Source organism: Amycolatopsis kentuckyensis (assembly GCF_041679295.1).
In the GTDB taxonomy this organism is placed as follows: Bacteria; Actinomycetota; Actinomycetes; order Mycobacteriales; family Pseudonocardiaceae; genus Amycolatopsis; species Amycolatopsis kentuckyensis_A.
On sequence record NZ_JBGDMD010000002.1, the window covers coordinates 1,064,493 to 1,086,331 of the forward strand.

At 72.3% G+C, this 21,839-nt stretch carries 24 protein-coding genes; 15 read left to right on the top strand and 9 right to left on the bottom strand.

Features of this window, described 5'->3' with window-relative positions; all coding sequences use genetic code 11:
- Nucleotides 1-8 precede the first annotated feature (8 nt).
- The 8 genes from ACERZO_RS11190 to ACERZO_RS11225 are packed head-to-tail and all read left to right on the top strand — an operon-like array spanning nucleotide 9 to nucleotide 8,893.
- Nucleotides 9-1,277 carry an ATP-grasp domain-containing protein gene (locus tag ACERZO_RS11190; RefSeq protein ID WP_372664471.1) on the top strand — a complete coding sequence of 423 codons (1,269 nt, stop codon included), beginning with the start codon at nucleotides 9-11 and terminating at the stop codon, nucleotides 1,275-1,277.
- 50 nt (nucleotides 1,278-1,327) lie between these two features.
- The gene (locus tag ACERZO_RS11195; protein ID WP_372664472.1) at nucleotides 1,328-2,545 is read left to right on the top strand and encodes an ATP-grasp domain-containing protein; all 1,218 of its coding nucleotides are present in this window, start codon (nucleotides 1,328-1,330) and stop codon (nucleotides 2,543-2,545) included.
- Nucleotides 2,542-3,783 (top strand): MFS transporter, encoded by a 1,242-nt coding sequence (locus ACERZO_RS11200; RefSeq protein ID WP_372664473.1) that lies wholly within the window; start codon nucleotides 2,542-2,544, stop codon nucleotides 3,781-3,783. Before ACERZO_RS11195 ends, ACERZO_RS11200 begins: the two co-directional genes overlap by 4 nt.
- Before the next feature lie 19 nt (nucleotides 3,784-3,802).
- On the top strand, nucleotides 3,803-5,137 hold the full coding sequence (locus ACERZO_RS11205; protein WP_372664474.1) for a hypothetical protein: 1,335 nt from the start codon (nucleotides 3,803-3,805) through the stop codon (nucleotides 5,135-5,137).
- Between the two features lie 16 nt (nucleotides 5,138-5,153).
- Nucleotides 5,154-5,828, top strand: coding sequence for a cyclase family protein (locus ACERZO_RS11210; protein ID WP_372664475.1), 675 nt, complete (start codon nucleotides 5,154-5,156; stop codon nucleotides 5,826-5,828).
- Nucleotides 5,821-6,978 carry a DUF362 domain-containing protein gene (locus ACERZO_RS11215; RefSeq protein ID WP_372664476.1) on the top strand — a complete coding sequence of 386 codons (1,158 nt, stop codon included), beginning with the start codon at nucleotides 5,821-5,823 and terminating at the stop codon, nucleotides 6,976-6,978. Before ACERZO_RS11210 ends, ACERZO_RS11215 begins: the two co-directional genes overlap by 8 nt.
- Entirely contained in the window at nucleotides 6,975-8,315 is a 1,341-nt protein-coding gene (locus ACERZO_RS11220; RefSeq protein ID WP_372664477.1) for an anthranilate synthase component I family protein, read from the top strand. Before ACERZO_RS11215 ends, ACERZO_RS11220 begins: the two co-directional genes overlap by 4 nt.
- Nucleotides 8,312-8,893 (top strand): anthranilate synthase component II, encoded by a 582-nt coding sequence (locus ACERZO_RS11225; RefSeq protein WP_372664478.1) that lies wholly within the window; start codon nucleotides 8,312-8,314, stop codon nucleotides 8,891-8,893. The genes ACERZO_RS11220 and ACERZO_RS11225 overlap by 4 nt, the downstream gene beginning before the upstream one ends.
- On the opposite strand, the gene ACERZO_RS11230 is transcribed toward ACERZO_RS11225, so the two are convergent.
- The 4 genes from ACERZO_RS11230 to ACERZO_RS11245 form a co-directional block, all read right to left on the bottom strand.
- Nucleotides 8,890-9,159, bottom strand: a complete 270-nt coding sequence (locus ACERZO_RS11230) for a hypothetical protein (protein ID WP_372664479.1) — start codon at nucleotides 9,157-9,159, stop codon at nucleotides 8,890-8,892. The genes ACERZO_RS11225 and ACERZO_RS11230 overlap by 4 nt on opposite strands.
- A gap of 146 nt (nucleotides 9,160-9,305) precedes the next feature.
- Entirely contained in the window at nucleotides 9,306-9,893 is a 588-nt protein-coding gene (locus ACERZO_RS11235) for a TetR/AcrR family transcriptional regulator (RefSeq protein WP_372664480.1), read from the bottom strand.
- A complete protein-coding gene (locus tag ACERZO_RS11240; protein WP_372664481.1) occupies nucleotides 9,877-10,710 on the bottom strand; it encodes a class I SAM-dependent methyltransferase in 834 nt (277 codons plus the stop codon). The genes ACERZO_RS11235 and ACERZO_RS11240 overlap by 17 nt, the downstream gene beginning before the upstream one ends.
- A 46-nt stretch (nucleotides 10,711-10,756) precedes the next feature.
- Nucleotides 10,757-11,716: an ArsR/SmtB family transcription factor gene (locus tag ACERZO_RS11245; protein WP_372664482.1), complete on the bottom strand. Its 960-nt coding sequence runs from the start codon at nucleotides 11,714-11,716 to the stop codon at nucleotides 10,757-10,759.
- A gap of 429 nt (nucleotides 11,717-12,145) precedes the next feature.
- Between ACERZO_RS11245 and ACERZO_RS11250 the strand changes: the two genes are divergently transcribed.
- The 5 genes from ACERZO_RS11250 to ACERZO_RS11270 are packed head-to-tail and all read left to right on the top strand — an operon-like array spanning nucleotide 12,146 to nucleotide 16,475.
- Nucleotides 12,146-14,329, top strand: coding sequence for a HAMP domain-containing sensor histidine kinase (locus tag ACERZO_RS11250; protein WP_372664483.1), 2,184 nt, complete (start codon nucleotides 12,146-12,148; stop codon nucleotides 14,327-14,329).
- A gap of 5 nt (nucleotides 14,330-14,334) precedes the next feature.
- Complete coding sequence (locus ACERZO_RS11255; RefSeq protein WP_372664618.1) at nucleotides 14,335-14,757, top strand: roadblock/LC7 domain-containing protein; 423 nt, start codon at nucleotides 14,335-14,337, stop codon at nucleotides 14,755-14,757.
- Nucleotides 14,754-15,131 carry a DUF742 domain-containing protein gene (locus ACERZO_RS11260; protein WP_364462721.1) on the top strand — a complete coding sequence of 126 codons (378 nt, stop codon included), beginning with the start codon at nucleotides 14,754-14,756 and terminating at the stop codon, nucleotides 15,129-15,131. Before ACERZO_RS11255 ends, ACERZO_RS11260 begins: the two co-directional genes overlap by 4 nt.
- Nucleotides 15,112-15,699: a GTP-binding protein gene (locus ACERZO_RS11265; RefSeq protein WP_372664484.1), complete on the top strand. Its 588-nt coding sequence runs from the start codon at nucleotides 15,112-15,114 to the stop codon at nucleotides 15,697-15,699. The genes ACERZO_RS11260 and ACERZO_RS11265 overlap by 20 nt, the downstream gene beginning before the upstream one ends.
- A gap of 17 nt (nucleotides 15,700-15,716) precedes the next feature.
- On the top strand, nucleotides 15,717-16,475 hold the full coding sequence (locus tag ACERZO_RS11270) for an MHYT domain-containing protein (RefSeq protein WP_372664619.1): 759 nt from the start codon (nucleotides 15,717-15,719) through the stop codon (nucleotides 16,473-16,475).
- On the opposite strand, the gene ACERZO_RS11275 is transcribed toward ACERZO_RS11270, so the two are convergent.
- The gene (locus ACERZO_RS11275; protein WP_372664485.1) at nucleotides 16,472-17,080 is read right to left on the bottom strand and encodes a PaaI family thioesterase; all 609 of its coding nucleotides are present in this window, start codon (nucleotides 17,078-17,080) and stop codon (nucleotides 16,472-16,474) included. The genes ACERZO_RS11270 and ACERZO_RS11275 overlap by 4 nt on opposite strands.
- Nucleotides 17,081-17,111: 31 nt before the next feature.
- Nucleotides 17,112-17,873 carry an SDR family NAD(P)-dependent oxidoreductase gene (locus ACERZO_RS11280; RefSeq protein ID WP_372664486.1) on the bottom strand — a complete coding sequence of 254 codons (762 nt, stop codon included), beginning with the start codon at nucleotides 17,871-17,873 and terminating at the stop codon, nucleotides 17,112-17,114.
- A gap of 69 nt (nucleotides 17,874-17,942) precedes the next feature.
- Here ACERZO_RS11280 and ACERZO_RS11285 point away from each other — a divergent pair, with 69 nt between their 5' ends.
- Nucleotides 17,943-18,446 carry a hypothetical protein gene (locus ACERZO_RS11285; protein WP_372664487.1) on the top strand — a complete coding sequence of 168 codons (504 nt, stop codon included), beginning with the start codon at nucleotides 17,943-17,945 and terminating at the stop codon, nucleotides 18,444-18,446.
- A gap of 23 nt (nucleotides 18,447-18,469) precedes the next feature.
- Complete coding sequence (locus ACERZO_RS11290) at nucleotides 18,470-19,012, top strand: ferritin (RefSeq protein ID WP_372664488.1); 543 nt, start codon at nucleotides 18,470-18,472, stop codon at nucleotides 19,010-19,012.
- A 3-nt stretch (nucleotides 19,013-19,015) separates the two neighbouring features.
- Here ACERZO_RS11290 and ACERZO_RS11295 read toward each other — a convergent pair whose 3' ends face one another.
- From ACERZO_RS11295 to ACERZO_RS11305, 3 genes are all read right to left on the bottom strand, one after another.
- Nucleotides 19,016-19,486, bottom strand: a complete 471-nt coding sequence (locus tag ACERZO_RS11295; RefSeq protein ID WP_372664489.1) for a hypothetical protein — start codon at nucleotides 19,484-19,486, stop codon at nucleotides 19,016-19,018.
- A gap of 120 nt (nucleotides 19,487-19,606) precedes the next feature.
- Complete coding sequence (locus tag ACERZO_RS11300) at nucleotides 19,607-20,713, bottom strand: alpha/beta hydrolase family protein (protein ID WP_372664490.1); 1,107 nt, start codon at nucleotides 20,711-20,713, stop codon at nucleotides 19,607-19,609.
- Nucleotides 20,710-21,822, bottom strand: coding sequence for an alpha/beta hydrolase family protein (locus ACERZO_RS11305; RefSeq protein WP_372664491.1), 1,113 nt, complete (start codon nucleotides 21,820-21,822; stop codon nucleotides 20,710-20,712). Before ACERZO_RS11305 ends, ACERZO_RS11300 begins: the two co-directional genes overlap by 4 nt.
- Between the last annotated feature and the right edge of the window lie 17 nt (nucleotides 21,823-21,839).

A 21,839-nucleotide genomic window follows, 5' to 3' on the forward strand; every position in this document is an offset into this window, starting at 1 on the left:
GAACGGACATGAGACGCATCGGGTTCGTCGAGTCGAACCGGTCCGGATCCGGCTTCGACGCCCTGCGGGCGGCGCGCGGGCTGGGCCTGCACGTCACCTTCTTCAGCTGCGGGCTGGATCGCTACCACGCGACGCCGGGCGGCACCGAGGTGCTCGAAACGTGCGTCGACGAGTTCGTGTCCTGCCCGACCCACGAGCTGGAACCGCTGCTGGAGGCGGTCAAGGCCGTCGACGCCGCCAAGCCACTCGACGCGCTGCTCTCGGTGGCCGAGTACGAGGTCATCCAGGCCGCCGAAGCGGCCCGCCAGCTCGGCCTGCCCGGCCCCGACCCGGCCGCCATCCGGATCGCCCGCGACAAGGCCGCGCAACGACGGCGGTGGGCCGAACGCGGGGTGCCCGTGCCGGAGTTCCGCGTCGTCACGACGGCCGGGCAGGCCGTGCGGGCGGCGGGGGAGATCGGGCTGCCGTGCGTGGTGAAGGCGGTGGACGAGACCAGCGGCGCGCACGTCGTCCGCTGCACCACGCTCGACGAGGTCACCGCGACGTTCACCGCGATCCGCTCCGCGACGACCAACCGCCGCGGCCAGGCCCGCTCGCCCGAGGTGCTCGTCGAGGAGTGCCTCGTCGGGTTCGAGGTCAGCGTCGAGGTGCTCGCCGAGGCGGGCGCGGTCCGCGTGCTCGGCGTCACGGACAAGATCCTCGGCGGCCGCAACCGGTTCGTCGAGCTGGGGCACAGCTTCCCGACGGCGTTGCCGGCCGCCGTCCGGCGCGAGCTGGAGTCGGCCGCGGTGGCCGCCACCGAAGCCGTCGGCTTCGACCTCGGCATCGCGCACGTGGAACTCAAGTACACCGGCGACGGCCCGAAGCTGATCGAGATCAACCCGCGGCCGGCCGGCGACCGGATCACCGAGCTGATGGACGCCAGTTTCGGCTGGTGCACGATGGAGCTGCTGATCCGCCAGTACCTGGGGGAGTCCGCCGGCGACGTCGTGACCGAGCCGGCGCGCGGCGCGGCGATCCGGTACCTCACCGCCGACCCCGGGGTCGTGACCGCCGTGACCGGCCTGGACATCGCGGCCGCCGTGCCCGGGGTCCGCGAAGCCGGGGTGTCGGTCGGGCCCGGCGGGCGGGTGGACCCGTTGCGGGTGAACGAAGACCGCGTCGGCCACGTCCTCGCGACGGCCGCCGACGCCTACCTGGCGGGCCGGATCGCCGAGGCCGCCGCCCAGCAGATCGTGGTCGAGACCCGCGCCGATGCGCCGCCGATGGCCCGCTGATGGCGGCGTCGGCGAGGCTGGACGGCGTCCGGACGGGAGGAAGAGAAGAAATGCCGAACCTCGTGATGGTGATGCCCTACAAGGCATACCTCGGCAAGGCGCGGGCGGAGGGCTTCCGGGTCACGGCGATCTGGGACCCGGCCGAGGCCACGCGGCTGTTCGGCGCGGACGCGCCCGCGTACCTCAAGGAGGTCGAAAGCCTCGCCGAGAGCCTGTGGCTGGTCGACTTCACCGACCGGGCCGCCTACGCCGAAGCGATCCGCGCGGCCGTCCGGGACACCGGTGCCGGGCACGTCTGGCACGTCGGCAGCGAGGAGAGCATGCAGCTCGCCTACGAGGTCGCCGACGAGCTGGGCGTGGCAGTCAACTCGCCGCGCTCGGTGTTCCTGCTCAACGACAAGCTCGCCATGCGGACCCTGTTGCGCGACAAGGGCATCTCGACCGTCCGGTTCGCCGTCGCGGACCGCTGGCAGGACGTCGAACGGCTGCTCGGCGACTTCACGATGCCCGTCGTGGTGAAGCCCGCCGCGCTGTCGGCCAGCCGCGGGACGCGGCTGCTCACCGACCCGGCCGAGCTGCCCGCTTGGGGCGACGAACTGGCCGCGCTGGCCTACTCCGGGCCGTTGCTGGTCGAGGAATACCTGCGCGGCCCCGAGTTCAGCGTCGAGACGATGACCGTGCGCGGCGAGCACCACGTCATCGGCGTGACGCGCAAGCTGCTCGGCCCGCTGCCGCACTTCGTCGAGCGCGGCCACCTCTTCGGTGAGCCGGAGACGGCGGAGACGCGGGAGGTCGCCGCGCTGGCGGTCGAGCTGCTCGACGCCGTCGGCTACCAGTGCGGCCCGGCCCACACCGAGGTCATCCTGACCGCCGACGGCCCGCGGATCGTCGAGTCGCAGGCGCGGCTGGGCGGGGACAAGATCCCGGACATCATCGCGCACGCGCGCGGGTTCGACGTCAAGCGCGCGATGTTCGCCGCGCTCGCCGGGCGGACGTCGCTGCCGGAGCCGGGCGGCTCGGTGGGGCACATCGCGTACTTCTCCTTCCCCGCCGGGGTTCTGCGGTCGGTGACGGGGCTCGAGAAGGTGCGCGAACTGGACTATGTGGACACTCTGAGCTTCCCGTTCGTCCCCGGAGACGTCCTGCCGGAGACCGTCAGCTCCAAGACCCGGCACGGTTTCGTGATCCTCACCGGTTCCGAAGACGCGGACCAGGCCCAAGCCCGCGCGGACCACGTCCGCTCGCTGATCGAGGTGGTCCTCCGATGAGGAGCTTCTTCGCCCTGCACCGCAACGTCCGGGTCCGGATCGGCCTCGCGTTCGTGCACAAGCTGATCGACGCGATGATCCTCACCTTCATCGCGATCTACCTCGCGGCGCACGTCGGCGTCGCGGTCGCGGGCGCGCTGATCCTGGTGTTCGCCGCGTTCGCGGTGGTCGGCATGCTGGTCGGCGGGCACCTGTCCGAGCGCTGGGGCCGGCGGCCGGTGCTCGTCATCGGCGACCTGATCGGCACCGGCTTCCTCGCGGTGATGGCCGTCGCCTACTACTCGGAGTGGGGCGCGCTCGCGGTCTACTTCTCCTACGCCGTCGTGAAGTTCGGGACGAACCTCGCGCTGCCCGCCAACGACGCGACGATCATCGACGTCACTCCGCCCGACGAGCGCAAGTTTGTCTACACGGTCAACTACTGGGTGATCAACCTCGCCCTCGGCACCGGCGCGCTGCTCGGCGCTTTCCTGTACAGCGCCCACTTCGGCGCGGTGATCCTCGGCGGTGCCATCGGGATGGCTTTCGCCCTCACGATCACCGTGACGATGGTCGCCGAGACCAGACCGGAGGTTCCCCGGCCGCCCACGAAGCTCACCGGGCTCGCGCAGTTCGCCCAGGGCTACAAGGTCGTGCTCGCCGACTCGACGTTCCGCCGGCTGATCATCGCCGCCACGCTGATCCTGACGCTGGAAGGGCAGTTGAGCACGGCGATCGGCATCCGGCTGTCGACGGACTTCCCCACGCAGCCGGTGTTCCCGTTCGGCGCGGTGACCGGCGTGGAGATGCTCGGCGTGCTCAAGGCGGTCAACACGATCCTGGTCGTCGCGTTCGCGCTGGTGGTCAACACGTTGCTGAAACGGATGCCGGACCGCGCGCGCCTCTACGCGGGCATCACGTTGTACGCGGGCGGGTTCGCGGTGCTCGCCGTCACCGACGACGCCTGGCTGCTGCTCGTCGCCGTCGTCGTGCTGACCGTCGGGGAGCTGATGAACCTGCCGGTGCAGCAGGCACTGCTCGCCGAGCTGGCCCCGGACGACGGCCGGCCGCGGTACCTGGCCGCGTACTACCTGCACATCCGGTTCGGCCAGATCGTCAACTCGATCCTGATCAGCTTGAGCGCGGTGGTGAGCATGGCCGGGATGGCCGGGATCTACCTGGCCTTCGGCGTCGTGATCATCCTGCAGTACCGGGCGATCCTGGCCCGCCGCGAGACCCGCGTCGCGGTCTCCGCCTGAATCCACTGGGAAGGTAACCATGTCGGCACGGTCCGAGCGGATCACCAAGGCCTACCTCGCCGGGTGCGAGGAGGCGGACAGCCCGCTGCGCCACGCGCGGGCGAGCCTCGAGCTGTCGGAGACCAAACGCCTGTCCTGGCCCCGGCTGCTGCCGCGGCCGATCGTGGTCGACGAAGCGGAGTACCGGGCGTTCGGCCGCGACCTCGTCACGGTCTACGAACTCGTCGGCAGCCTGCCGCGTCGCCTGTTCGACGGCGACTTCGACCGGTTCCGCCGGTCGCTCGGCATCGACGACCGGCACGCGGCGCTGATGACCCGGCTGCTCGGCGAGGAACCCCCGCCGCTGTACGGCCGTGCCGACGTCTACTACGACGGCTCGGCGTTCAAGCTGCTGGAGTACAACATCGGCAGCGCGCTCGGCGGCCTCGACATGGTGGGCACGCTGCCCAAGGCGTACCTGCGGATCCCGGCGGTCGCCGAGTTCGCCGCCGAGCACGGGCTCGGGTTCCTCGACATGGGCTCCGACCTCGCCGAGGCGCTGCGCAACGCGGGCAAGACGATCGGGGCCGGCGAGCCGGTGGTCGCGATCGTCGAAGGCCCCGGCGGCATGACGACGTACGGCCACCAGCGGCGCGCGATCGCCGAGCTGCTGGAGGAGAACGACGTCGCCTGCCGCGTCGGGGAGATCGGCGACCTGGAGTTCCGGTCCGGGAAGCCGTACCTCGACGGCGCGGGCGTCGACGTCATCCTGCGCTACTACGGCCTCGAGGAAATGCTGGCGCACCCGGACTGCGACGCCCTCCTGGAACCGGTCTTCCGCGCCCACGAAACCGGCCAGGTCGTGGTCTGGACGCCGACGAACGTGTTCAGCAACAAGGGAACGCTCGCGATGCTGTCGGAGTTCGTGGACACCTTCGAGCCGGCCGAGCGGGCGGCGATCGAGCGCGTGCTGCCATGGTGCCGGATGCTCGGGCGCCCCGGCGCCGGCCCGGACGCCGGGCGCATCGACGAATGCATCGAGCGGCAGGACCAGCTGGTGTTCAAGCCGACCGGCCTCTACGGCGGCCAAGGCGTCGTCATCGGCCCGGAGGTCGACGCGGCGACGTGGCGGGAAACCCTGGAGGCCGGTTCGCGGACCGGGTCGCTCGTCCAGGAGATCGTGCGGCCCAACCTGGAGACGGTGATCGACCCCGGCACCGGCGAGCGGTCCGAGTGGTACGCGCTGTGGGCGGCGTTCATGACCCCGGCCGGCCTCTCCGGCGGCGGCGTGCGCGCGATCCCGCCCGGCGGCACCACCGTCATCACGATGATCAACAACCCCGACGTCCGCAACACCTGCCTCTTCACCTGCTGAGCAAGGAGAAACCCCGGTGCCTCGACTCGTCGACCTCACCCACGGCTTCTACGACGGAATGCCGTCCTACCCCGCCGACTGGTTCCCGAAGTTCGTCAGTGAACGCTCGATGACGCCGGAGACCGACCCGTACGGCACCAAGCGCACCTTCTCGTACCTGCACGTGTTCCCGCACAACGGGACGCACATGGAGTACAAGCTGCACTTCTACCCCGGCACCGAGGGCATCGACGAGGTGCCCCTGCGGACGTTGATCGGCCGCGCGTGCGTCGCCGACCTGTCGCACAAGGGCGAGCTGGACGAGGTGACCGGCGAAGACCTGGAGAAGGCGCTGCGGCCGGTGTGGCAGGCGGGTGACCGGCTGCTCATCCGCACCGACTACCTGCGGCACAACTGGGGCCGGCCCGACTACTGGGACCGCCCGCCGTACCTGACGCCCTCGGCCGCGCAGTGGGCCATCGACAACGGCGCGTGCCTCATCGGCTTCGACTGCCTCACCGAGCGGCCGGGCGACGGCGAGTCGCCGGTGCACCACGCGCTGCTGGCCGCCGGGATCCCGCTGCTGGAGTACGTCACCAACATGCACGAGCTGACCAAGCAGGTGGTGCAGCTGATCGCGCTGCCGACCAAGGTCGCCGGCGCCGAAGCCGCGCCCGCGCGCGTGATCGCCGTGGAGGACAGCGATGACTGAACAGGTCGCCCTCACGGCCGTCGGTGGCGACGCCGATGTGCCGGACGGCCTGGCCCGCATGCTCGACCTGCTCGGCGACCCGCTGTCGGCGCTGCCGCCGGGCGCGGAGGTGCTGATCAAGCCGAACCTCTTCCAGACCGCGCCCGGGTTCCACGTGCGGCCGGCACTGCTGGCCGCGATCGCCCGCGCCGTCGCCGAACACGGGGCGCGGCCGGTGATCGCCGAGCGCACGCACGCGATCTACGAGATCCTCCGCGACCACGAGGCCGCGAAGTACGCCCGCGTCGTCAGCTTCGACGACCTGCCGCTGCGCATCACCGGCATCCCGGGGGCGACGTCGCTGCGGGTGCCGATCGCCGTCCCCGAGCTGATCCTGGACTGCGACTACTTCATCGGCGTCCCGCAGCTGCGCACGCACGCGAGCGTCGTCTACTCGAACGCGATGAAGAACCTGGTCGGGCTGCTGCCCGGGTACACCACGCGGATCGTGCACATGGCGGGCGTCGACGAGTCCACTGTGGACCTCAACCTGATGCGCCCGCAGGACCTGGTCGTGTGCGACGGGACCACCGTGATCGAGGGCAACTACCCGATGGACGGGCAGGCCCGGGAGGTCGGCTTCCTGGCGGCGAGCCGCAACGCCGTCGCGCTGGACGTCGCCGTCGGGACCCTGGCCGGCTTCGACCCGGACAGCGTCGCGTACCTGCGGGACGCGCACGCGCGGGGGATGGGCCCCCTTTCCCCCGACGACATCGAGCTGCTCGGGACCCCGCTCGACGAGCTGGCGTTCGACATGGTGAAGGCGCCGGTCGAGATCGTCGTGCCGCGTGAGGGCATCCACGTCTACGCCGACAACGCTTGCCCGGCGTGCAGCCGGTTCGTCGCCGGGGCCATGCGGGCGCTGGCCGGCGAACTGTGCGAGTGGGACGGCGAGATGACGGTCATCTCCGGGCCTCAAGTCGAGGTTCCGCCGCTGCGTGGCGAGGTCATCCTCGTCGGGAACTGCCTCTACGAGAGCCGGGACCTCGGCATCTTCGTCGAAGGCTGCCCGCCGCGGGCGATCCAGCTCGCCGCGTTCCGCTACGCCATGGGCAAGCCCGTCGGCGACCACGAACGGACGCAGTTCCGGGTGCCGGCGGTCACGCGATGATCACGTCCGCGCTGTCCCCGGGCGCCCGGCTGCACCGCTGCGTCGTCCCGCTGACGTCCACAGTGGACCCGGTGGCGGCCGCCGCGGCGCTGCGGCCGGCCGGGCGCGTCATGCTCACCGCCGGGCCGGGTGGCCGGGACGCGGTACTTGCTGCGGGCGAGCTCGCCGTCCTGTCGCACCCCGGCGGTGACGGACCCGCCCCGCTCACCGCCGCGGTGGACCTGCTGGCCGGGCTGGACCTGCCGCCGGACACCACCGACGCCGAGGTGGCGTGGTACGGCTTCCTGGCCTACGACGCCGCGCGCGACTTCGAGCGGCTGCCCGGCCGGCACCCGGCGAGCGGGCGGCCGGTGTACGAGTTCTTCCTGCCCGAGGTCCTGGTCACCGAGGGCCGGGTGATCGGCCGGGGCACGACCCCCGCGGCGGCCCGCAAGGCGGCCGAGCAGGTCGCCCGCACGCTCGACCGGCTCGTCGTCGCTCCACTCGGGACGGTCGCGGTCGGCGCCGGGACGTTCGGGTTCGAGTACGACGAGTACGTCCACGCCCTGCGCCGCGCCCAGCAGCACATCCTGGACGGGGACGTCTTCCAGCTCGTGCTGTCCAACCCCTGGACAGCACCGGCCACTGTGGACGGTTTGGCGGTCTACCGGCGGCTGACGGAGATCAACCCGTCGCCGTACCACTTCTGGTTCGGCGGGCCGGAGTTCGAGGCCGTGGGGGCGTCGCCGGAGCCGTGCCTGACGCTGTCCGGCGGCCGGGCGCTGATCCGCCCGCTGGCCGGCACCCGGCCGCGGGGCCGCGACGGCCTCGCCGACCGGCTCGCCGAGGACGACCTGCGCTCGTCGGTGAAGGAGCTGGCCGAGCACCGGATGCTGGTCGACCTGGCCCGCAACGACCTGGGCCGGGTGTGCCGCCCCGGCACGGTTTCGGTGGAGCGGCTGATGGCCGTCGAGCGGTACTCGCACGTGATGCACCTGACGTCCGACGTGTGGGGCGAGCCCGCCCGGGAACGCGGCACGGCCGAGCTGATCCGGGCGACGTTCCCGGCGGGCACGATGACCGGCACGCCGAAGGTGCGCGCGATGGAGATCATCGATTCGCTGGAGCCCGCGCGCCGCTGGCTGTACTCGGGCGCGGTCGGCTCGTTCGGGGTGTCCCATGTGGACCTGTACCTGACGATCCGCAGCATGGTGTGGTGCGACGGCGAAATCCGGCTGCAAGCGGGCGGCGGCATCGTCCACGACTCCGACCCGGCCGAGGAGTACGCGGAGTGCCTGGCGAAGCTCGGGTCCGGGGCGCGGGCCCTCGGTGTGACGGTGGAAGGGGCGGCCGCGTGATCTGCGTGCTCGACAACTACGACTCGTTCGTCTACAACCTGGTGCAGTACCTGGGCGATCTCGGAGCGTCCTGCCAGGTCTACCGCAACGACGAGGTTTCGGTGGCGGACGTGGCAGCGCTCGAGCCGGAGCTGGTGCTGATCTCCCCGGGCCCGGGCGACCCGGCGGACGCGGGCATTTCGGTCGAGCTGGTCCGCGCGCTGGCGGGCCGGGTGCCGATCCTCGGGGTGTGCCTGGGGCACCAGGCGATCGGAGCGGCGTTCGGCGCCCGGGTGGTCCACGCGGCCGAGCCGATGCACGGAAAGTGCTCACCCGTGGCCCACGACGGCCGTGGCGTGTTCGCGGGGCTGCCGAACCCGTTGACGGTGGCCCGGTACCACTCGCTGGTGCTGGACCCGGCGTCGCTGCCGGCGGACCTGGTGGTGACGGCGTGGTCGTCGACGGGCGAGGTGATGGGGGTACGGCACCGCGAGCTGCCGATCGAGGGCGTCCAGTTCCACCCGGAGTCGTTGTTCACCGAGGGCGGGATGGCGATGGTGGCGAACGCGATGCGCTCACGCACCCTCGTCCGCAGTTAGACGAGTTCCGCCGAGACGACCGACGGCAGTTCCCGCAACCGCTCCAGCAGCGGCGCGGTCTCCTCGGCGGCCAGCAAAACCGCGCAGACCATGCTGCTCTCCCGGACGCCGTCCTTGATGTCGACCGACAGCTCGTGGACCAAGTGGCCGCCCAAGGCGCCGACCAGTGCCGGGATCTCCTCGGCGCCGCCGACGAAGTACGTGGCGATGCGGCGGCGCAGCAGCATGGCCGAGCGGGCCGCGGGAATGGCGAAAGACGTGGACATGGCTGATCTCCCAAGAGAAAGAAGGGTATGAGAGGCCAGGTCCCGGAAAAACGCGATCGACGACGCTGCGCGCCGGCGACCTGGGTTCAGCCGGCGCGCCGGGTTACGAGTCGCGAGGACGTCATGAGGCGCTGCACGGCGTCAGGCTAACACGAGGGCAGCACCCGATCCAGGAGCGCGGTCACCGTGTCGCGGTAGCGGCGCGGGTCCAGCTCCGGCTCCCACGAGCGCTGGAGCAGGAAGCCCTGGATGAGCGCGAGCAGGACCCGCGCGAACATGTCCGGCTCGACGCCCTCCGGCAGCCCGGTCCCCGCCAGCGCGCGGCCGACGTCGTCGAGCGGGGCGAGCCCCTCGGCGACGATCCGCCGGAGCCGCTCGTCGTGCTGGGCGCGGGCCCAGACGTGGACCGTGACGCGCCGCCGCCGGGCCTCCTCCGGGTCGGCCACCCAGTCGAAGTAGGCGTCCAGGAACCGCTTCAGCGCGGCCGGCCCGCCGTCCGCGATCGCCGCCTCGACCAGGTCGCGTTCGCGCTCGTGCCGGTCGGCGGCGACCGCCTCGATGATCGCCTCCTTGCCGTCGAAGTAGCGGTAGATGGCGCCCGCGCTCATCCCCGACTCGGCGACGATGTCCTGCATGGACGCCCCGTCCGGGCCGGCCTTCTCGAAGCAGGCCATCGCCGCGTCGAGGATCCGCTGCCGCTGGGCCGCGCGGCGCTCGTCACTGATGCGGGGCATCCGCGCTCCTCGCCGCGATCGCGATCCGGTAGAGCCGCGAGCCGCCGCCCGCGTCCCGGGCCGAGACGTCCTTGCGCAGGTCGAAGCCGTGCCCGGCCAGGAACGCCCGGGTCTCGGCGGGGAGCAGCCCGAAGGTCCACGGCTCCCCGGACCGCGCGACGGCCCGCACCCACCGCCGCGCCTCGGGGAACGGGCTCGGCTCGTGGAGGGCCCGCACGTCGACGTAGGTGAAGACCAGGTCGCCGCCCAGCCCGTGCACGGCGGCCAGCGTCGTGCCGACGGCCTCGGCGGTGAGGTAGTTGGTGACGCCCTCCCAGACGAACACGCTCGGTTTCCCCCGGTCGAAGCCGCTTTCGACGAGCCGGGCCGCGAGGTCGTCGCGTTCGAAGTCGACCGGCACGTACTCCGGGCCCGCGCCCAGGACGGCCCGCTTCCGGGCCTGGGTGGCGGGGTGGTCGACCTCGAAGACGGCCCGGCCGGCGAGCGCGGGCAGCCGGTGGGCGCGCGCGTCGTAGCCGGCGCCGAGCAGGACGCACTGGGTTTCGCCGGTCATCGCCGAGGTGACGGCGTCGTCGATGACCTTGGTCCGGGTGATGCCGGACGCGCGCGGTCCCGGCCCGGCGACGGCGTCGTAGAGGCCGAAGGCGAGGTGCCGGACGCCGGGGAGCCGCGCCGCTTCGGCGAGGACGCGCAGCGACGGGCGCAGGAAGGCGGTCGCGTACGGGTCGTCGAAGAGGCGGCGGGCGGCCGGCCGGTGGGACTCGAACGCCCGCTGCAGGGCCATGGTCTCCGCGGTGAAGCTGGCTCGGGACTCCATAGCGAATGATTGTTCGCTTTGGCGGGCGGGGTGCGCAACCCCGGCGTCAGCCGGCGCGGATGACGCCCAGGCCCAGCGGCGTGATCTCGTGGATCTGCGACTTGCCCGACCGCGCGCTGGTGATCAGCCCGCTGGCCCGCAGCACCGACGCGTGCTGGCTGGCCGTCGCGAGCGAAACGCCCGTCATCGACGCCAGCTCGCTCGTGTTGCACCGGGTGGTCGCGACCGTCACCAGCACCCGCGCCCGCGTCTGGCCGAGCAGCGCCACCAGGGACGGCCCGGGCTCGGCGTCGCTGTCGAAGCGCGGGTGGCCGATCGAGTAGACCAGCGCCGGCGGCAGGTCCGGGTCCTTGTACGTCGTCGGCATGCCGTGCGCGAAGAACGTCGGGATCAGGCGCAGGCCGCGGCCGTCGAGGTGCAGCTCCTGCTCGATCGGGAAGCGCACCCGCAGCACCGGCGGCGTCCACGTGACGTCCGGGTGCAGCGTCGAGAGCAGCAGCTGCGGCCCGCCGCGGTCCAGGTTGGCCTGCAGCCGGCGGCGGTCGCGGGCGACGACGTGGCGGACCGTCGCCCAGTCCGGGGCCAGGCACTGGCGGTAGTAGTCGTGCAGGGCGGTGCCGAGCCGGTGCAGTTCGCGGGTCTCGCCGCCGGCCAGCCGGCGCAGCCACGGCGAGACGCGCGTGCCCTGCGCCGCCAGCTCCGCGACGTCCCCGGCCAGCGCCTTCACCGGGGTCTCGAGCACCGCGGCCACGCCGTCACCGATCGTGGTGTGCCCGGCCGGGGTGAGGAAGTCCGGGCAGTACCCGTACGGCGGGACGGCCGACATCAGCAGCCGGCCGGACTCGGGCACGGCGGTGCGCGAGCCCTTGCGCCACCGGCCGAAGAACGGCTCGCCCTCGGGCCGGCGGATCCGGTAGCTGCTCATCAGCAGCTCCCACATCGGATCGGCGTCCTCGGCGATGGTCACCTTCGCCAGGTCCGCGTCCGTGAAGTGGATCTTCAGCATGCCCGCACCGCCCTTTCCCGGCCGAGGATAGCCGTGGTGACGGGGAGTGACGTTTCACCCAGGCGCGAAAGGTCCGCACGGCTGTTGACGCTGCTCACGAGCCGCTGGCACCGTCTTGCTCACCTCTCGCCGGATTTCACGGCGAGTGGCGCGGGCCGGCTGGGGGTCGGCCCGGCCCGGGACCGTCCGAAGCGGACGGAAATTCACGCACTCGGCGAAAGCGAAAAGCGGCGTCGCCGACCATTACCCTCCGTAGCTGATGCGTACGGGGGAAACGGCCGCCGTTCCTTGACAGCACCGCCGCCCGCGGAGTTATGTCTCCGGTCTGAATTCCAGGAAAAAAATCCAGGAAATCGTTCTCGGGCCACCGGTACGAATCGAGCCACGCCACCGATGAAAGAAGACGAACCGCTTCGCCGTCGTTCCGCCGTGTCGTGGAATCCCGGCACCTGGCGGCTGCGCACCAAGATCTCCGTCGTGTTGTTGCTGCCCGTCCTGGTCGCGCTGCTGCTGGCGGGCGGACGGGTACAGGCCGAGCTCGCCGAGGCCGGTGCGCTCAGCGCCGTGCGCGATCAAATGCCGGTCGTGCAAGGGATCGCCGAGCTCACCGGCCTCGTCGACGACGAGATGATCCACGACGGCGCGGCCGTGCAGACCGCCGCGGTCGACGCGAAAACCGCCTCGATCCGGCATGACGCCGAATTCGCGCAGCTCGGTCCGGAGCTTTCCCGCACGCTGGAAGATCAATTGGGAAAATTGGCCGGCCTGCGTCAGCAGGAAGGTCCGGCCGGTGGTAAAGCCGCCGCCTACCACGACTTCGTCGTCAGCTTGAGCGAGGTCATCCCCGGCATCGTCGCGCAAGCCGGGAATGTCGATCTCGACGCTCCGGCCGATATCACGAAAGCATTGACGCAGCTGAGGACGTCCCTCGCCGGTCAAGAGGTGCCGGCCGGAAGATCCGCGGACTCGCTCGCGGCCGCCGTCGCCGAAGAGGCGGTGCTCACCGGGCAGATCCGCCGCGCGCTGCCGTCCGGTGCGGTGGCGGCGCGGTTCGCCGCCGCGACCATCCCCGGCGCCGGCGGGCCCGCGGCCAAGCGCGCGGCGCTCGGGACCATCCTGGACGACGAGGTGAAGACGCTCTCCGACGCGGTCGGCGCGCGGACCAACCTCACCCGGTCCGACGCGCTGCGCGACGCCGCGCTGGTGATCGCGGCGCTGCTCGGCGCCCTCGCCATCGCGCTCGCCGTGGCCCGCTCGGTGGTCGCCCCGATCCGGCGGCTGCACGCGGCCGCGGTCGACACCGCCCGCCGCCGGCTGCCCGCCACCATCGAGCGGATCCGGGAGGGCGAAGACGTCGACTGGCAGACGACCGAGCGGCTGCCCGTCGAGTCCGGCGAGGAGGTCGGCGAGCTGGCCCGCGCCTTCGACGACATGCACCGGCAGGCGGTGCGGCTGGCCGTCGGCGAACAGGCCGAGATGCGGATCCAGGTCAGCGAGATGTTCATGACGCTGTCGCGGCGCAGCCAGTCGCTGGTGGAGCTGCAGCTGTCGGTGATCGAGGACCTCGAAGCCGACGAGCAGGACCCGCAGCGGCTGGCCGAGCTCTTCCGGATCGACCACATCGCCACCCGGCTGCGGCGCAACGGCGAGAACCTGCAGGTCCTCGCGGGCGGGCGGCCGGTGCGCCGCGACGTCGGGCCGGTCGCGACGGTCGAGCTCCTGCGCGCGGCGACGTCGGAGGTCAAGGACTACCAGCGCGTCACGCTCGGCAACGCGCCCCGCGGGTCGGTGCAGTCCGAGGCCGCGGCCGACGTCGTGCACATCCTCGCCGAGCTGCTGGAGAACGCGATCCGGTCGTCCCCGCCGGACGAGCAGGTCGTGCTCACCGCCGACCGCGGCTTCGACGGCGGCGTGCTGATCGAGGTCGTCGACGTCGGGCTCGGCATGACCCGCGAGGACCTCGAGGCGGCGAACGCCCGGCTGGCCGCCGGCGCGTCGGTGAGCCCGGAGACCACCCGCCGGATGGGCCTGTTCGTGGTGAGCAGGCTCGCCGCCTCGCACGGGATCACCGTGCGGCTGCGGCACACGACCACGCGGACCGCGAGCGCCGGCATCACGGCCAGCGTGCACGTGCCCGGGGTGCTGATCCTGGTCGACCTGCCGCCGCGGCCCGGACTGCCGGCGGTGCCGCCGGCTCGCAACGGCAGTGCCCGCCACGAGCCGGAACCCCGGTGGCCCGCCGAAGAACCGCCGGCCGTCGCCGACCCCGTGCCGATGCCGACGCCGATCTTCGACCAGATGCTGTCGCACTGGTTCGCCGACCCGCCCGCGCAACCGGCGCGCCCCGGCGAGTGGGCGACCCCGGCCGACGACGTCCGGCTGGCCGCCGAGGCCGCGGTCGGCACGCTGGACGACCTCGAGTTCACCGAGTCCGGCCTGCCGACCCGGCAGCCCGGCGCGCAGCTCGCGCCCGGCTCGGTCACCCCGCGTCAGCCGCAGCAGGCCGACTCGTCGTTCCGGGACCCGGCCGCGGTGCGGAGCAACCTTTCCCGGCACTACAGCGGCATGCGCGCGGCCCGCCACCGGGTCGCGACCGACCCGAAGGGCCCGTGATGAGCATGACCACCCGGCAGGAAGGAGCGGAAGTGACCGACCAGTCCCGGAACTGGCTGGTGTCGGCGTTCACGCAGGAGGTGCCCGGCGTCGCGCACGCCGCGCTCGTCTCGGCGGACGGCTTGCTCGTGGCGGCGAACGAGGCGATGCCGCGCGACCGCGCGGACCAGCTCTCCGCGATCGCGTCCGGGCTCGCCAGCCTGGCGCTCGGCACCGCGGACCTGTTCACCGCCGGCCGGGTCGTGCAGTCGGTCATCGAGATGGAACAGGGTTTCCTGCTGCTGATGAACGTCGGCGACGGCTCGAACCTGGTCGTGCTGGCCAACCCGGGCTGCGACATCGGCCTGGTCGGCTACGAGATGACGCTGCTCGTCGACCGGGTCGGGAAGATGGTCGAGACGCCGGCCCGGCCCGGGGTGGGCCGGTGACGGAAGGCCGGCGCCGCGAGGGCGGGCGGCACGCGGCATCGCTGGCCCGCCCGTACGCGTGGACCGCCGGGCGCACCCGGCCGACGGTCGATCTGGCGGTGGAAGCCCTCGTCGAGACGACGGCCGAGGGGCGGACGGCGCCCTTCAGCCCGACCAACCCGCTGGCCGCGGTGACGCAGCTGTGCCTGCACCAGCGCTCGGTGGCGGAGGTCGCGCTGCACCTGGGCGTGCCGCTGGGCGTGGCCCGGGTGCTCATCGGCGACCTGCTGGTCGCCGGCCAGGTGTCCATCCGCGACACGCTCACCGCGGACGCCTCCTTCGACGAACGCAACGACCTGCTCGAAAGGGTCCTCAGTGGACTACGTGCACTCTGACAAGCGGATCACCTCGGCCAAGATCGTCGTGGCCGGCGGGTTCGGGGCCGGCAAGACGACGTTCGTCGGCGCCGTCTCCGAGATCGACCCGCTGCGCACCGAAGCCGTGATGACGGCCGCGGCCATCGGCGTCGACCGGACCGAAGCGGTGCCGGGGAAGTTCGCCACGACGGTGGCGATGGACTTCGGCAGGCTGACGCTGGCCGACGACCTGATCCTCTACGTGTTCGGCACGCCGGGCCAGCACCGGTTCTGGTTCATGTGGGACGACCTCGTCTGCGGCGCGGTGGCGGCGATCGTCCTGGTCGACACGCGCCGGCTGGCGGACAGCTTCGCCTCGATCGACTTCTTCGAGTCGCGCGGGCTGCCGTTCCTGGTCGCCGTCAACCAGTTCCAGGACACCCGCCAGCACCCGCCGGAGCAGGTGCGCGAAGCGCTGAAGATCCCGGCGGAGGTCCAGGTCGTCACCTGTGACGCGCGCTCGCCGGAGTCGACGAAGCAGACCCTCATCGCCGCGGCCGAACACGCGTTGGTCGCGTTGCACGCGCCGCGGCAGCGGCAGGCCTGAAGGAGCCCGACATGCACATGGACCACGACGACTTCGCGATGGGCCAATGGCTCGTGGTGCTCGCGTACCTCACTTCGGTGGTGGGGTGCGCGCTCGGGCTCGCGTGCACGCTGCAGGCGCGCACGACCGACAACGCGCGCACCCGGCTGACCTGGCTCGGGCTCGCGGCGCTGTCGATCGGCGGGGTCGGCATCTGGGTCATGCACTTCATCGCGATGCTCGGGTTCTCGACGCCGGGGCTGCCGGTGCGCTACGACATCCTGCGCACCGCGCTGTCCGCGGTCCTGTCGGTGGCGGCGGTGTTCTGCGGCCTGCTGGTGTTCGGCGTCCGCAACCGGTTCGCCTGGCGGCGGCTGCTGCTCGGCGGGCTGCTGACCGGGCTCGCCGTGGCCGTCATGCACTACACGGGGATGTGGGCGGTCGAGATCAAGGGGACGATCGGCTACGACCCGACGCTGGTGGCGCTGTCGGTGGTGATCGCGGTCGTGGCGGCGACGGCGGCGCTGTGGTTCACGGTCGGGCTGGACAAGCTCCTGCCCCGCCTGGCGGCCGGCCTGGTGATGGCGGCGGCGGTGACGGGCATGCACTACACGGGCATGGCGGCGGTCCGGCTGCACCTCGACCCGGGCGCCCCGGACCCGTCGGGCGCGGAGGTGTTTTCGTTCCTGTTCCCGGTGTTCGTGCTGGCGGCGCTGGCGATGGCGGTGCCGATCTGCGCGGTGCTGATGGCGTCGTCCAGTTCGGACGCGCCCCGGCACACCTCGGTCGCGCCCTAGTCCGAAGTGGACGCCGGGAAGCTGAAGTGGACGAGGATCGCTTTGGCCGTCGCGCAGATCTCCTCGCCCGCGCGGAGGGTGCCGGTCGCGTGCAGCTTCCGCCCGTCCCGGCGTTCCAGCCGCCCTTCCGCGCTGAGCGGTACTGCGTACGGCGTGCCCCGGTGGTAGTCGACCGTCAGGGACGCCGTCATGCCGGGGAAGCCGGCCGCGGCGGTGGCGCGGCCCAGCACGTGGTCCAGGACCGCTGCCACCCAGCCGCCGTGGACCCGGCCCGGTGGTCCTTCGTGCGCCGCGCCGAGGAGGACCTCCGCGCGGACCTCGTCCGGTCCCACGTGCGTCCACGACAACGGTGGCGCCAACGGGTTCCCCGGTCCCTCCAGCGGGTTGTTGACGCTCAGGTGACCGCCGCCTTCGAGGGCCGCCAGCAGCAACGGCGGTGCGGCGCCGGTCGCCCGCAGCGCGGCGGTGACCGCTTCGACCCGGCTCGCGGCGGTGGCCAGGTCGGCGTCGTCGCCCGCGCACACGGAAGCTTCGATCAGCTCGCGGATCCGGGACCCCAGCAGCGCGCGCCCGGGCGGCACGCCGTCGACGATCGGGAAGGTCATCGCGCCCCCAGGAACTAGAACGTGTTCCACGTTACCAGGTCGGCCGGGCCGTGACGCCGCCGTCGACGACGAGGTCGTGCCCGGTGACCCAGGAAGCCAGCGGGGAGGCCAGGAAGACGCACGCGTTGCCGACGTCTTCGGGCGTGCCGAGCCGGCTCAGCGGCGCCGCGCGGTGCCACCGCTCGACGCCTTCGGGCCAGTCCCGCTCGAGGCCGTCTCGCGCGATCAGCCCGGGCGACACGGTGTTGACGCGGATCCCGCGCGGGCCGTACTCGAGCGCGGCGCCGCGGGCGTGCATGACGAGCGCCGCCTTGGCCGCGCTGTAGTGGACGTGCCCGGGCGCGGGCTGCCGGGCTTCGATCGACGCGACGTGCGTGACGCTGCCGCCGGCCCCCAGCAACCGCGCGGCGGCCTGGGTGCAGGAGAAGGCGCTGGTCAACGTTGCGTCGAGCATCGCGCGCCAGCCTTCGACGGTCAGGTCCGCGAGGGGTTCGACGGGCTGGACGCCGGCGTTGTTGACGAGCGCGTCGAGCCGGCCACCCCAGTCCGCGACGGCTGCCAGCAGTGCGTGGCACGCGTTGTCGTCGGTGAGTTCGGCGGCGAAGGCGCGGGCCCGGCCACCCGCGGCTTCGATGGCGGCGACGAGGTCGTCGCCCGCACCGGGACGCCGGTGGTGCACGGCGACCGCGCTCCCGGCTTCGGCGAACCTCAGGGCGATTCCGCGGCCGAGGGTGCCGGCCGCGCCGGTGACGCAGGTGACGGTCCCGGAGAGGTCGGGGAGGTGGCTCGGCACGCGGGCGATCGTAGCTCCCGGCGAAATTCTTCCGGCGGATTTGCCGCCTTTCCCCGGTATCGTGCCGACATGCTCGCCGCCCTCGCCCCAGCCGCACCGGGTTCCGCGCCGTGGTGGGGTGTTCCCGTGATCGCCGGAGGCTTCCTGCTCGCGGGCGCGGTGATCGCGTTCCTCGCGACCTCGCTGAGCGATCGACGGCGGCTGAGCCGTGAGGACCGGCGCCAGCAGGACCGCGACCTCCGCGACTCCTACCTGGCGATCACCCGGTACTTCGGGCGGATCACCGCGTTCCGGTACCAGGTGCTCACCGACGAGGGCGACCGCCGGTCGAGGTACCAGGCCGGCGCCGAGGCGCTCGCGGGCCTGCGGGAGCAGGTCGCGATGCTGGAGGTGATCGGGACGCCCGCGGTGATCGCCCGGGCGCACGAGCTGGAGGACCGCAGCGCCGCGGTCGTTTCCCTGTGGCACGAGCTGATCAACCCCGGGAAACCCGAGTACCGGGCCCTGAACGCGGCCCGCAACGAGCTGCTCGACGCCGTCAAGGACAGCGTCCGGGGCGCGCGCCGTCCGTAGCCCGCGCGCGTACCTTGTGGGGCATGGCCGATACCCAGCGTTCGAAGTTCTCCGAGCTCCTGCAGGCGCAGATCCGGCACGAGTTCACCGCTGCCCAGCAGTACACCGCCCTTGCCGTCTGGTTCGACGCCCGTGACCTGCCGAGGCTGGCGAAACGCTTCTACCGGCAGTCGATCGAGGAGCGCAACCACGCGCTGGCCATGGTCCAGTACCTGCTCGACCGGGACCAGCCGGTGGCGATCCCCGGCAGCGGCGACGTCCGCAACGACTTCTCCAGCGTGCACGAGGCGATCGAGCTGGCCCTCGACCAGGAGCGGGCGGTGACCGCCGACATCGAGGCCATGGCGAAGGCCGCGCGGGCGGAGGAGGACTACCTCGGCGAGCAGTTCGTGGCCTGGTTCCTCAAGGAGCAGGTCGAAGAGGTGGCCCAGATGTCGACGCTGCTCACGGTCGTCGAGCGCGCCGCGGACAACCTCTTCGAGGTCGAGAACCACCTCTACCGCGAGGCGGCGACCGGTGTCGAGGACGCGCCGGACATGCCGCCGGTCGCCGGCGGCAAGCTCTGAGCGCTACAGGAACGTGGTCAGCCACGTCGCCGGCCAGAACGTCTGGCTCAGCACGACGGCGAGCAGGCCGAGCCGGACGAGCCGCCGCTGCCGTTTCCCCAGTCCGGCGGCGATCAGGACCAGCCCGAGCAGCGTCGCCGCCAGACCGGCCAGGACGGCGGCGCCCAGCAGGAAGCTGAGCAGCGATTCCTGACCGGAGGTGGAATCCTGCTGCTGGAGCCCGAAGACGACGTCGCCCAGCCCGGAGCACACGGCGGTGACGGTGCCGAGGGTGACCGCCACCGCGGCGGCGCGGGCGAGACCGCGCCCGGGCGGCCGTGCGGCCACGGGGACGCTCGGCGGCGCCGGCGTCCTTGCGGCGGCGACCGGCGGTTTCGGCCGCGACGCCCGCCACTGGGCGACCGCGACCCAGGACCCGACGACCGCGGCGACGGCGCTGACGAGTGCGGAGAGCAGGGTGAGCGTCTCGTACACGGAGTCCAGTATCGGGCCTGGCGGGCCGAACGTTCGATCTACGAATTCCGCGCGGTACGAGCACCGCGACCGCCTGGCGGAAGCGGCACACCCCCAGCGAGTGCCGCTTCCGCCGTCCCCCTAGCGGCAGAACGAGACTTCCGGGAAGCCCGGCGCGTCGAGCACCGGCCGGTTCTCGCCCCGCAAGTGCCGGTCGAAGAACGCGTTCACGTACGTCCGCGTGATCTCCTGCGTGCGCGCGGCGCTCGTCGTCGCGCCCATGTCGACACCCAGCTGGTCGCCGACCAAACCCACGTCCGTGAACGACGCGTGCTGCGTGCCCGTCACCTCGAGCCAGCGCTTCCAGCCGGTCAGCCGCGCCCAGTCGCGGTCCCACGGCTCGTTCGGCGGGCAGGGCGCCGCCGCGAGCTGGTGGCTCAGGAACATGAACGGCCGCGCCAACCCGGGGGCGGTGAGCGCGACGTTCGTCGTGCCGTCGATGTCGATCCCGGCGCGGATCCGGGAGTCGGCGACCATCGTCGGCAGCGTGCTCGCCCCGCCGACCGAGTGCCCCGCCATGCCGATCCGCGACGCGTCGATCAGCGACGCCCACCGGGAGTGCGTCAGGGAATCCAGCACGAACGAGACGTCGGCGGCGCGGCCCAGTTCCAGCTTCGTCCAGAACGCGCCGTCGTGCGGCACCTCGCAGGACGCGCACCCGGCGAAGTGCCCGTCCGGGAAGCTCGTGCCGGTGTTCTCGTACGTGTGGCCGACGAGCGCGACGGCGTACCCGTGGCTCGCCAGGTCCTCGGCCAGCGCGGTGAGCGTGGCGCGGGGCTTGGTGTAACCCGGGGAAAGCACCACCAGGGGCAGGTGGTGCCCGGCCGGCCGGGCATCGGCCACCGAGTTGGTCGCCACCCCGGTGAGCAGGTCCGGCGGCACGTCCAGGCCGCTGTCCCGCAGCAGGGCCGCGGATTCGGCCGCGGTCAGGTACTGCGTCTTCGGCCCGTGCGCGGGCGCCGCCGGGTAGAAGAGCGAGACCATCAGCTCCCGGTAGGGCACCGACGGCACCCACGGGTCCGGCCGTGACGTGTCCTTCAGGTACACCTGCGTGCTGCCCACCGGCCGGTGCCCGGTCGGCGCGGGCAGGGAGAGCGTCATGTCGACCTCCGGGGAGTGCGGCAGAGCCGGGGCCACGGGTGAAGACAACGCCAGCGCGGTGACCGCGGCGAAGATCGTCGTTTTCATCCGATGAACGTCACTTCCGGGTAGGCGGGCGACGGCGCGGCCAGCAGCGGCTGGGGCCGGCACCGCAGGTTCCGGTCGAAGAAAGCGCTTACGTAGTTCCGCGTGATCGTCAGTGCCCGGCCGGCGTCGATCGACGCGCCGAGGTCGACGCCCAGCTGCTCGGCCAGCACGCCGAGGTCGGTGAACGACGCGTGCACCGTGCCGGACACCATGAGCCAGCGCTTCCAGCCCGTCAGGTGCGCCCAGTCCGTCTCCCAGTCGTCGTACGGACCCGGCTGACCCGGCACGTAGTCGTCCATGCTGCCGAGGAACAGGAACGGCCGGGACAGCCCGGACGCCGGCAGCGGGACGTGGATGCTCCCGTCGATGTCGGCGCCGGCCCGGATGCGCGGGTCGGCCAGCATCGCCTGCGTCGTGATCGCGCCGCCCGCGGAGTGGCCGGTCATGCCGATCCGCGCCGGGTCGATCAGGGCGCCCCACTTCTTCGAGCGCAGCAGCTCGTCGAGCACGAACGACGTGTCCTTCGACCGGACCTGCGCGAACTTCTCCCAGAACCCGGGCTGGTCGTCGACTTCGCAGGCGGCGCAGCCGGTGACGTGCCCGTCGGGGAAGGTCGTGGCGCGGTTTTCGTAGGTGTGGTCGATCGCCGCGACGGCGTACCCGCGGCTGGCGAGGTCTTCGGCCAGGGCGGTGAGCGTGGCGCGCGGCTGCGTCCAGCCCGGTGACAGCACGACCAGCGGCAGGTCGTGCCACCGCCCGGCCGGTTTCGCGTCGACGACGGCGTTCGTCCGGACGGTGCTCAGGACGTCCAGGGGCAGCCCCGGGATGTTCTCCCGTTCGAGGTTGCGCTCGGACTCCAGCGGCGTCATGTACTGCTTCGTGGGCCCGTTCGCCGAGGTCGCCGGGTAGAAGACGGAGACCATCAGCTCCCGGTAGGGCACCGTCGCCACCCACGGATCGGGGCGCGAAGAGTCCACAAGGGACAGTGTGCTGACGCCGACGGGCGCATGGCCGGTCGGCCGGGGCAGGTGGGGCGTCGTGGCCGCCGAAGCGACCGGCGACGCGGACAGCGTGAGTGTCAAAGCGGTGGCTACCGCGAGAGTGCGCATGATTCCCCCAGGAATCG